The sequence below is a fragment of the Streptomyces sp. ATLC9 genome (assembly GCF_057196705.1).
On record NZ_JBXUOY010000197.1, the window covers coordinates 1 to 10,319 of the forward strand.

10 protein-coding genes and 1 pseudogene are annotated in these 10,319 nt (G+C 73.6%); 1 reads left to right on the forward strand and 10 read right to left on the reverse strand.

The annotated features are described in order from the left end of the window. Window positions 1-683 (forward strand): restriction endonuclease (locus tag AC2CJA_RS19075; protein ID WP_484603917.1); only part of this gene is annotated, 683 nt, incomplete at its 5' end. 31 nt (window positions 684-714) lie between these two features. Here AC2CJA_RS19075 and AC2CJA_RS19080 read toward each other — a convergent pair. From AC2CJA_RS19080 to AC2CJA_RS19125, 10 genes and pseudogenes are all read right to left on the reverse strand, one after another. After that, complete coding sequence (locus AC2CJA_RS19080; RefSeq protein ID WP_484603918.1) at window positions 715-1,128, reverse strand: YccF domain-containing protein; 414 nt, start codon at window positions 1,126-1,128, stop codon at window positions 715-717. Next, a complete protein-coding gene (gene htpX, locus AC2CJA_RS19085) occupies window positions 1,125-1,988 on the reverse strand; it encodes a zinc metalloprotease HtpX (RefSeq protein ID WP_484603919.1) in 864 nt (287 codons plus the stop codon). Before htpX ends, AC2CJA_RS19080 begins: the two co-directional genes overlap by 4 nt. Window positions 1,989-2,132: 144 nt before the next feature. After that, entirely contained in the window at window positions 2,133-3,683 is a 1,551-nt protein-coding gene (locus AC2CJA_RS19090) for an NADH-quinone oxidoreductase subunit N (protein WP_484603920.1), read from the reverse strand. Next, window positions 3,680-5,275 carry a complex I subunit 4 family protein gene (locus tag AC2CJA_RS19095; protein ID WP_484603924.1) on the reverse strand — a complete coding sequence of 532 codons (1,596 nt, stop codon included), beginning with the start codon at window positions 5,273-5,275 and terminating at the stop codon, window positions 3,680-3,682. The genes AC2CJA_RS19090 and AC2CJA_RS19095 overlap by 4 nt, the downstream gene beginning before the upstream one ends. A 27-nt stretch (window positions 5,276-5,302) precedes the next feature. Next, a complete protein-coding gene (locus AC2CJA_RS19100; protein ID WP_484603921.1) occupies window positions 5,303-7,327 on the reverse strand; it encodes an NADH-quinone oxidoreductase subunit 5 family protein in 2,025 nt (674 codons plus the stop codon). Continuing rightward, the gene (gene nuoK / locus AC2CJA_RS19105) at window positions 7,324-7,773 is read right to left on the reverse strand and encodes an NADH-quinone oxidoreductase subunit NuoK (protein WP_484603922.1); all 450 of its coding nucleotides are present in this window, start codon (window positions 7,771-7,773) and stop codon (window positions 7,324-7,326) included. The genes AC2CJA_RS19100 and nuoK overlap by 4 nt, the downstream gene beginning before the upstream one ends. Beyond that, window positions 7,773-8,363: an NADH-quinone oxidoreductase subunit J family protein gene (locus tag AC2CJA_RS19110; RefSeq protein WP_484603925.1), complete on the reverse strand. Its 591-nt coding sequence runs from the start codon at window positions 8,361-8,363 to the stop codon at window positions 7,773-7,775. The genes nuoK and AC2CJA_RS19110 overlap by 1 nt, the downstream gene beginning before the upstream one ends. Window positions 8,364-8,434: 71 nt before the next feature. Then, on the reverse strand, window positions 8,435-9,013 hold the full coding sequence (locus tag AC2CJA_RS19115; RefSeq protein WP_484603923.1) for a NuoI/complex I 23 kDa subunit family protein: 579 nt from the start codon (window positions 9,011-9,013) through the stop codon (window positions 8,435-8,437). Next, window positions 9,013-9,975 carry a complex I subunit 1/NuoH family protein gene (locus AC2CJA_RS19120; protein WP_484603926.1) on the reverse strand — a complete coding sequence of 321 codons (963 nt, stop codon included), beginning with the start codon at window positions 9,973-9,975 and terminating at the stop codon, window positions 9,013-9,015. The genes AC2CJA_RS19115 and AC2CJA_RS19120 overlap by 1 nt, the downstream gene beginning before the upstream one ends. Continuing rightward, window positions 9,972-10,319 (reverse strand): annotated as a pseudogene (locus AC2CJA_RS19125) (hypothetical protein); the annotation flags it as partial. The pseudogene AC2CJA_RS19125 and the gene AC2CJA_RS19120, both read right to left, overlap by 4 nt.

A 10,319-nucleotide genomic window follows, 5' to 3' on the forward strand; every position in this document is an offset into this window, starting at 1 on the left:
GGTTCCGGGCGGCCAGGGCCGCGCGGCGGGCCGCCACCGTTCTGACCGAGGCCGCCGAGGACGCGCTGGACACCCTGGAGGAGGAGGTTCCGGGCAGGCCGGGGGGCGGTGAGCGCGCCGGGCCCCCGGAGCCGGTGGAGTACGCGGAACCGGATGGAGCCGCCGGGGCGGCGGTCCCTCCCGGCCGGCCCGGCCGCCCGGATTACGAGGCCATGGGGGCGGAGGAGTTCGAGCAGGCGGTCGCGGCCCTGTGCGAGCGGGACGGCTGCCGGGACGTGGAGGTCGTCGGCGGCGCGGGCGACCTCGGCGCCGACGTCGTCGCCACCGCCCCGGACGGGCGGCGCGTGGTCATCCAGTGCAAGCGCTACAGCGACACCAACAAGGTCGGCTCGCAGGACGTGCAGCGCTTCGGCGGGACCTGCTTCACCGTTCACGAGGCCCAGGTGGCGGCCGTGGTCACCACCGGCGACTTCACCGCACCCGCCGCCGAGTACGCGCAGCGGTGCGGGATCCTGTGCTTCGACCGGCACGCGCTGGCCGCCTGGAGCGACGGCACCGGCCCGGCCCCCTGGGAGGGCGCGGACGAGCCGCCGGCCGGACCGGGCACGTACGGCGGCGTGCACGACGACATGCACACAGACCCGCACGGCGGCCTGTACGACGAGGGGGCCGCCCGGGCCTGAGGCCCTGGCGGGACGGCCCGGACGGGACGGCCTAGCGGGGAGCCGTGTTCCAGCGGTACGACGGATACGCGGCGTCGCTGCGGACGATCTCGCGGCCCAGCGGCATCAGCGAGACCGGCACCATCTTGAAGTGGGCGATGCCGAACGGGATACCGATGACCGTCAGGCAGAAGCCGATGCCGGCGGTTATGTGCCCCAGGGTGAGCCATATTCCGGCGAAGACCAGCCAGACGACGTTGCCCGCGGCGGAGGCCGCGCCCGCGCCGGGCCGCTGGACGACGGTGTATCCGAAGGGCCACAGGGCGTAGACGGCGATCCGGAAGCAGGCGATGCCCCACGGGATCGTGACGATCAGCAGGAAGCAGACCAGGCCGGCGATCACGTACCCCAGGGCCAGCCAGAGGCCGGAGAAGACCAGCCACAGGATGTTGAGGAGCGTCCTCACTGGCGCCTCCCGGCCATGCGCTCCAGCCGGGCGATGCGTTCGGCCATCGGGGGGTGGGTGGAGAACATCCTGGACAGTCCGTCTCCGGGACGGAAGGGGTTGGCGATCATCATGTGGCTCGCTGTCTCCAGGCGGGGCTCGGGGGGCAGGGGGAGCTGCTTGGTACCGGCCTCCAGTTTGGCCAGGGCCGAGGCGAGGGCCAGCGGGTCGCCGGTGAGCTGGGAGCCGGAGGCGTCCGCCTCGTACTCCCGGGAGCGGCTGACCGCGAGCCGGATCAGGGAGGCGGCGAGCGGGCCCAGCAGCATGACCAGGAGCAGTCCGACCAGACCGGGGCCCTCGTCGTCGTCCGAACGGCCGAACGGGACGAGCCAGGCGAAGTTGACCAGGAACATCACCACCGAGGCCAGCGCGCCCGCGACGGAGGCGATGAGGATGTCGCGGTTGTAGACATGGCTCAGCTCGTGCCCGAGGACGGCGCGCAGCTCGCGCTCGTCGAGGATGCGCAGGATGCCGTCGGTGCAGCAGACGGCGGCGTTGCGCGGGTTGCGGCCGGTGGCGAAGGCGTTGGGCGCCTGGGTCGGCGAGATGTACAGGCGGGGCATGGGCCGGCGGGCGGCCGTGGACAGCTCGCGGACCGTCCGGTACAGGCCCGGGGCCTCGAACTCGCTGACCGGACGGGCTCTCATGGCGCGCAGGGCGAGCTTGTCGCTGTTCCAGTAGGCGTAGGCGTTGGTGCCGAGCGCCAGGACGACCGCCACGACCAGCCCGGTGCGGCCGAAGAGACCGCCGATGACGATGATGAGCGCGGACAGTCCCCCGAGTAGCAGGGCGGTTTTGAGCCCGTTGTGCCGGCGGTGCACGGTGCGCCCTCCAGGTGGTGCGGCAGGGGGATCCCCCGTGTGGCCCTTCGTTGCGGCGATGCCTCCGTCCGAAGGCGGATTTCGTGGACCCTTCCGATGAGGTCAACGCCATGTGAAGGCGCCGGGTTCCCGGGCCGTCCCCGTCTAAAGCAGCACGTCGGCGGCGAAGCGCAGGGCGAGCTGGGGAGCACCCGAAAGGCCGACGGCGACCAGCCCCGTCAGGACGATCGCGGCCGTGAGGGGCGCGGCGACGCGCACGGGGGCGGCCGCAGGGGCCGCGGCGGGTGCCTCACCGGGTACGGCGGGGGCGGGGGCCCGGAAGAGCTGTGCCGTCCAGGCCAGGTAGTAGTACAGGGCGATCACGACGTTCACCGCCATCACCGCGGCCAGCCAGCCCAGCCCCGCGTCCACGGCTGTGGAGAAGACCGCGACCTTGGCGAACAGGCCGATGATCCCCGGCGGCAGCCCGGCCAGGCAGAGCAGGAAGAAGGCGAGGGCGAGGGCGGCCAGGGGGTGGGCGGCGTACAGGCCGCGGTAGTCGGTGATCCGGTTGGCGGCGGCACTCCGGCCGACATGTGCGGCCACGGCGAAGGCCCCGAGGTTCACGGCGGCGTACATCAGGGCGTACGCGACGGTCGCGCCGACGGCCCGTCCCGGCTCGTCGGCGTACGCCGCCGCGGCGATCGGCACCAGCAGGTAGCCGGCCTGGCCGACGGAGGACCACGCCAGCAGCCGTACCGCGCTGTGCGCGCGCTCCGGACGCTGCCGCAGGGCGGCCACGTTGCCCCCGGTCATGGTGAGGGCGGCCAGGACGGCGAGCGCCGGTCCCCAGATGCGGCCGTAGGAGGGGAAGGCCTCGACGGCCACCAGGATCAGCCCGGAGAAGCCGACCGCCTTGCCGATCACCGACAGGTAGGCGGCCACCGGCAGGGGGGCGCCCACGTAGGTGTCCGGCACCCAGGAGTGGAACGGGACGGCCGCGGTCTTGAACGCGAAGCCGACGAGGGTGAGTGCGACTCCGGTGGCGGCCAGGGTCTCCAGCCCGGGGGAGGTCCCGCGCAGTTCCTCGGCGACCCGGCCCAGGTGCAGGGAGCCGGTCGCGGCGTAGACGAAGCTGACGCCCATCAGGCTGACGGCGGTGGCGGTGACCGAGGAGAGGAAGAACTTCAGGGCCGCCTCGGAGGAGCGCCCGTCCGCGCGGCGCAGTCCGACCAGGGCGAAGGACGGCAGGGAGGCGACCTCCAGCGCCACGATCAGGGTCGCCAGATCGCGGGCGGCGGGCAGCAGCGCGGCGCCGGCGGCGGAGGCCAGCAGCAGGAACCAGTACTCGCCCCGCGGCAGCGCCTCGTCCCGTACGGCCGTCATCGACAGCAGGGCGGCGATCAGGGCGGCGCCCAGCACCAGGAACTGGACGGCCAGGGCGAACGGGTCGGCGACGTAGGAGCACACCGCCGGGTCGGCGGTGAGGCAGAAGGTGGTGCGGTCGCCGTCCAGGAGGGGCAGCAGGCCGAGCGCGGCGAGCGCGAGGACGGCGACGGTGACCGGGCCGAGCAGCGGCTTGCGGCGCTCGGGCAGGAACAGGTCGGCGACCAGGACGGCGAGCGCGCCCAGGGCGGCGAGGGCGGGCGGGGCGATGGCGAGCCAGTCGACGGACTGGACGACCGACGGGGCGGGGTCCTGGGCGAGCGCGTTCATCGGCTGACTCCCGGCAGGAGGTTCTGCACGGCCGGATCGGTGAGCCCCAGGAGGATCGCGGGCCACAGTCCGGCCAGGACGGTGAGGACGACGAGCGGGATCCAGGCGGCGAACTCGTGGCCGTGTACGTCCGGCAGGGTCGCGCCCGGGGCGGGGGCGGTGCCGGGTGCGGACGGCGTCCCCATGCAGACCCGGCGGACGACCACCAGCAGATAGGCGGCGGTCAGCAGGGTGCCGAGGGCCGCGAGGGCCATGAAGACCAGGTACGCGGGCCGGCTGAGCCCGTCGGCGGGGTGGTACGCGCCGAGCAGCGCGAGCATCTCGCCCCAGAAGCCGGCCAGTCCGGGAAGTCCGAGGGAGGCGACGGCACCGAAGGCCAGCAGCCCGCCGAGCCGGGGGGCGCGTCCGTACAGCGCCGCGCCCGCGCCGTGCTCCCTTGCGCCGCCGGGTGCGAGGCGGTCCAGGTCGGTGGTGCCGGTGCGGTCCTTGACCGCGCCGACGAGGAAGAACAGCAGGCCGGTGATGAGGCCGTGGGCGATGTTCGCGAACAGCGCGCCGTTGACGCCGGTGCGGGTGAGGGTGGCGATACCCAGCAGCACGAAGCCCATGTGGCCCACCGAGGAGTAGGCGATGAGCCGCTTGAGATCGCCTCCCGCACCGGACCGGGCGAGCGCCAGGCAGGCCAGCGATCCGTAGATGATGCCGGTGACCGCGAAGGCCGCCAGGTACGGCGCGAGGGTGTGGATGCCGTCGGGGACGGCCGGCAGGACGATCCGGACGAAACCGTAGGTACCCATCTTCAGCAGGACCCCCGCCAGCAGCACCGAGCCGACGGTCGGGGCGGCGGTGTGGGCGTCGGGAAGCCAGCTGTGCAGCGGCCACATCGGCGTCTTGACCGCCAGGCCGGTGCCGATGGCGAGGGCTGCCAGGAGCTGGGTGGTGTGGGTCAGCCCCCGGCCGCCGTCCTCGGCGAGCACCGTCATGTCGAACGTCGGGCCGCCCTCGGCGCCCAGTCCGAGCAGCAGCAGGCCCAGCAGCATCACGACGGAGCCGAGCAGGGTGTAGAGGACGAACTTCCAGGCGGCCCGCTCCCGCCCCGCGCCGCCCCAGCGGGCGATGAGGAAGTACATCGGGATCAGGACCGTCTCGAAGGCCAGGAAGAACAGCATCAGGTCCAGCACGGCGAAGGTCGCCAGGGTGCCTGCCTCCAGCAGGAGCACGAGCGCGACGAACGCCTGCGGACGCGGGCCCTCGGGGGGCCGGTGGTAGCTGTACAGCGCGCACAGGAAGGTCAGCAGGGCCGTCAGGACGAGCAGGGGCAGCGAGACGCCGTCGGTGCCGAGGTGGACGCGTACGCCGAGCGCCGGGATCCAGGCGATGTCGGTCTCGGCCTGCATCGTGCCGGGCCGTTCGTGGTCGAAGCCGAGCGCGAGCACCGCGGTGACGGCCAGCACGGCGCCGGTGACGGTGACGCCGTGGCGCAGCACGGCCTGCTCGGGGTTCCCGCCCCGCAGTCCGGGCGGGGCCGGCAGCAGGGCGGCGACCGCGCCGAGCAGGGGCAGGACGACGGCGGCCGCCAGGAGCAGCCGCATCGCGGTGTCGTTCAGGGGGATCACTGGTCACGCTCCGGCGGCGACGAGGGCGGCGGCCACGGCCAGGACGAGGGAGCCGGCGAGCAGGAGGCCGAGATAGGTCTGCGCGTTGCCGGTCTGGGCGCGGCGCACGGCCGTCCCCAGCAGCCGTGCGGTGCCTCCGGCGCCGCGCACGTAGGTGTCCACGACCTCGCGGTCCAGGAAGCGCACCAGCCGTGCCGCGGCCAGGGCCGGGCGCACGGCGACGGCCGCGCAGAGGGCGTCGAGGTGGAAACCGCGGGCGGCGTGGCGGTGCAGCGGGCCGAGCAGGAGCCGGCCCGGGTCGGCCGGGTCGTCGGCGGCGGCGATGTCGCCGTAGGCCGCCCGGTGGGTGGCGACGGCCTCGGCCTCGGAGACCGCCGGCTCGGCTTCCGGGTGGGCGGCGACCGCGCCGAGCGGGGCGCGGGCGGCGGCGGTGGCGGTGCTGTGCCGCCAGGCCGCGTACATCACCACGATGCCGGCGGCGGCCAGGCCGGTGCCCAGGACGGAGGTGGTGAGGGTGGGGGCGAGCGAGCGGCCGTCGAACCAGTCGGGCAGAGCGCCGAAGAGCAGCCCGACGGCGATGGTCGGCCCGGCCAGCGCCCACAGCACCGCGTTCATGACGACCGGTTGCCTGCCGCGGCCGGGCACGGTGGAGCCGCGGCCGTGGAAGGCCAGCAGCCACAGCCTGGTGGCGTACGCGGCGGTGAGCGCGGCGGTCAGCAGCCCGGCGAGCAGGACCGTCCAGCCCACGGCGGACGGGACGGCGTGGGCGGCCCCTCCGGCGGGGTCGAGGGCGGCGTGCTCGGCCGCGGCGAGGACGGCCTCCTTGGAGAAGAAACCCGCGAAGGGCGGCACGGCGGCCAGCGCCAGCAGGGCGACGGTCATCGTCCAGTAGGCGTCCGGCGCCCGCCCGGCCAGGCCGCCGGTGCGGGACATCGCGGCCAGGGAGTTGGTGCCGGCCGCGTGGATGAGCACGCCCGCGGCGAGGAAGAGCAGCGCCTTGAACACACCGTGGGAGATGAGGTGGAAGACGGCCGCGCCGCGGTCGGCGACGGCCAGGGCACCGGTCATGTAGCCGAGCTGGCCGATGGTGGAGTAGGCCAGGACCCGCTTGATGTCGTCCTGGGCGAGAGCGGCGAGGGCCGAGCCGACCATGGTGACCGCCGCCATCGCGGCCAGGACCGCGAGCGCGGCGGCGGACGAGGTGAAGACGGGCAGCAGCCGTGCGACGAAGTAGACCCCGGCCGCGACCATGGTGGCGGCGTGGATCAGCGCGGAGACCGGCGTCGGACCCGCCATCGCGTCCGGCAGCCAGGTGTGCAGCGGGAACTGGGCGGACTTGCCCGCGACACCCGCGAGCAGCAGCAGCGCGATGACGGTGGGGTGCTCCAGCTCGAAGCCGGACAGCGGGGAGGTCAGCCGGGTCACGATGGTGCTGATCCGGAAGGTGCCGGCCTCGGAGGCCAGCGCCAGGATGCCGATGATGAACGGCACGTCGCCGAGCTTGGTGACGAGGAACGCCTTGATCGAGGCGGAGCGCGCGGCGGCCGTCTCCCAGTAGTGACCGACCAGGAAGTACGAGCAGATGCCCATGATCTCCCAGCCGACCAGCAGCATGATCAGGTCGTCGCTGTAGACGACCAGCAGCATCGCGGCCGTGAAGAGGGAGACCAGCGCGGCGTAGGAGGGATAGCGCGGGTCCTCGCGCAGATAGCCGGTGGAGTAGATCTGCACACAGGAGGCGACGGCGGCGACCAGGACGGCCACGAGGACCGCGAAGCCGTCGAGGTGGAGGGCGAGCTCGACGGGAAGGGCCTCGTTGCCGGTGGGGGTCAGCCGGGTCGCGCCGGTCAGGGCGCCCTCCCCGCCCTGGCGTACGGCGACGGCCGCGGCGAGGGCGGCCGAGGTGAGGGTGGGCAGGACGGCCAGGGGGCGGACGTAGGCGGGGGCCCGGCGTCCGAGGAGGAGCCCGGCGAGGGCGCCGAGGAAGGGCAGCAGCGGGACGAGGACGGCGAGGGTCGTGGTGCTCACGCGGTGGCCTCTCCCCTGGTCGGGCGCGTGTCGGCGGGTCTTCCGGCGCGGCCGCCGGTGGGATCGCCGACGGGGGTGCCGGTGGGGTTGTCAGTGGCGCCTGCCACAGTGACATCGTGACTTTCGGTAGCGGTCCGGTCGTTTTCCGCGAGGTCGCGGAGCCGGTCGATGTGGGAGGTGCCCCGGTTGCGGTGGACGAGCAGCACGATGGCGAGGCCGATGCCGATCTCGGCGGCGGCGATGGTGATGGTGAAGAGGGTGAGGGCCTGGCCCGCGTGGAGGGTGTCGCGGAGCCAGACGTCGAAGGCGACGAGGTTGAGGTTGACGGCGTTGAGCATCAGCTCGACCGACATCAGGACGAGGATCGCGTTGCGCCGGGCCAGGACGCCGTACAGACCGGTGCAGAAGAGGAGGGCGGCCAGGACGGCGGGGTAGGCCAGATGCATCAGCGCTCTCCCCCGTCCGCGGTCCGGGTTCCGTCTCCGGCGCCGGCGCCGGCGGCGTCATCGGCGGCGGTCCCGTTCCGTCCGCTCCCGCGACGGGAGAGGACGATCGCTCCGACGAGGGCCGCGAGCAGCAGGACGGAGAGTGCTTCGAAGGGGAGCACCCAGTGCTGGAAGAGGATTCTGCCGGTGACGTCGGTGGTGCCCTGCGGTGCGCCGCTCTCCAGGTCGATCCAGGTGGTGCGGAAGGCGTCCACCACGACGGTGACCAGGACGGCGGCGGCCGTGACGGCGACCGCGAGGGCGACGGTGCGGTTGCCGGAGTCGGCGTCCGGCGAGGGGCCGATGGGCGCCCTGGTGAGCATCAGTCCGAACAGGAGGAGGACGACGACGGCCCCGACGTAGATCAGAACCTGTACCCAGGCGATGAACTCGGCGGACAGCAGCAGGTACTCGACGGCGATCCCGCCGAGCGCCACCACCAGCCACAGGGCGGCGTGCACCAGCTGCCGGGTGGTGACGGCGGTGATCGCGGCACCGAGGGTGAGCAGGCCGACGAGCAGGAAGAGGATCTCGACGCCGGTGGGCGACAGGAAACCGGGGGTGCCGCCGGAAGTGCCCGAGGCGGCGACGGTCGCGGAGACGACGAGGCTCGCGGTGTCGCTCACGCGTCACCGTCCCGCTGCTCCGTCTCCGGCCGCCCGGTCCCACGGCTGCCGGCCTCGGCGGCGAGCTGCTTCCCGGCGGCCTTGCGGGCGGCGGCGATCTCCTTGGGCTCCTCCGCGGCCGGGTCGAGCGGCGGCGGGGCGGGCACGGTCCACATCCACTCGCGCAGCCGGTCCCGCTCGTGGACGAGATCGCGGATGTCGGTCTCGGCGTACTCGAACTCCGGGGACCAGAACAGCGCGTCGAAGGGGCAGACCTCGATGCAGATACCGCAGTACATGCACAGGGAGAAGTCGATGGCGAAGCGGTCCAGGACATTGCGGCTGCGCTCGCGCCCTCCCGGGGCGGCGGGCGGCACGGTCTCCTTGTGGGAGTCGATGTAGATGCACCAGTCGGGGCACTCCCGGGCGCACAGCATGCACACCGTGCAGTTCTCCTCGAACAGCCCGATCACCCCGCGGCTGCGGGCGGGCAGTTCGGGCCGGACGTCCGGATAGTGCGCGGTGACGGAGCGCCGGGTCATGGTGCGGAGGGTGACGGCCAAGCCCTTGGCCAGGCCGCTGCCGGGAACGGCCATTACTGGATCACCACCTTGACCACGCCGGTGAGCGCGATCTGGAAGAGGGCGAGGGGGACGAGCACGGTCCAGGCGAGCTTCTGGAGCTGGTCCTCGCGCAGCCGGGGGTAGCTCACCCGCAGCCAGATGACCACGAAGGCGAGGACGGAGGTCTTCAGCAGGGTCCACAGCCAGCCGAGGTCGGCGGCGAACGGCCCGTGCCAGCCCCCCAGGAACAGCACCGCGGTCAGGGCGCACAGGATGACGATGCCCGCGTACTCGGCGAGCAGGAAGAACGCGAAGCGCAGACCGGTGTACTCGGTGTACGCGCCGAAGATGATCTCGGAGTCGGCGATGGGGGCGTCGAAGGGCGGGCGCTGGAGCTCGGCGAGCCCGGCGGTGAAGAAGACCAGGGCGCCGACGATCTGCCACGGCACCCACCACCACTCGAACGCCTCCAGGATTCCGGGCAGCGAGAGCGTTCCGGCGGCCATGGCCACGGAGGCCGCGGCGAGCAGCAGCGGCAGTTCGTACGCCATGAGCTGGGCGGCGGTGCGCAGGCCTCCCAGCAGGGAGAACTTGTTGGCCGAGGCCCAGCCGCCCATCAGGGAGCCGAGCACACCGACGCCCATCACGGCGAGCACGAAGAAGATCCCCGCGTCGATCGCCTGGCCGACCATGCCGTCCGGGCCCACCGGGATGGCGACCAGGACGAGGAGGTAGGGGATGAGGGCGACGGCCGGCGCGAGCCGGAAGACCCGGCGGTCGGCGTCGGCCGGTACGACATCCTCCTTCTGCGCGAACTTCACGCCGTCGGCGACGAGCTGGGCCCAGCCGTGGAAGCCGCCCGCGTACATCGGGCCGACCCGGCCCTGCATGTGGGCCATCACCTTGTGCTCGGCCTGGCCCACCAACAGGGGCAGGAGGAGGAAGGCGAGCAGGACGGCCAGCAGCCGCCAGGCGACGTCGAGCACGTCCATCAGGCGCCGCCTCCCGTCGCCGCGCCGCCGGCTCCGCTGTCGCCACTGCTGTCGCTGTCGCCACCGTTGCCGGTGCCGGGCTCACGGGGGGTCTCGCGCTGCGGTTCCGGGGCGTCGCCCTCGGGTGCGTTCGCCGCCGAGGCGCCCCCTCTCCCACCGGGCGGGGCCTCCGTCCGTTCGTCCGCCGCGTGGACCCGGCGGGCGGCCTCGTCCGAGGTCTCGCCGGACGGCTCCGCCGGCTTGAGCCAGGGCGCGTCCGTGCTGCGCCGCCCCGGCTGCGCGGCCGCCCGCTGACTGGCCGAACCCTCGCCCGCGCTGCGGGAGCGGCGCGGCGTACGGGCCGGCGG

Bases quoted from the DNA above. Each gene is read 5' to 3' on its own strand.
- AC2CJA_RS19090 (WP_484603920.1), bottom strand. From the start codon at position 3,683: ATGAACGCGCTCGCCCAGGACCCCGCCCCGTCGGTCGTCCAGTCCGTC.
- AC2CJA_RS19095 (WP_484603924.1), bottom strand. From the start codon at position 5,275: ATGCGGCTGCTCCTGGCGGCCGCCGTCGTCCTGCCCCTGCTCGGCGCG.
- nuoK (WP_484603922.1), bottom strand. From the start codon at position 7,773: ATGCATCTGGCCTACCCCGCCGTCCTGGCCGCCCTCCTCTTCTGCACC.
- AC2CJA_RS19115 (WP_484603923.1), bottom strand. From the start codon at position 9,013: ATGGCCGTTCCCGGCAGCGGCCTGGCCAAGGGCTTGGCCGTCACCCTC.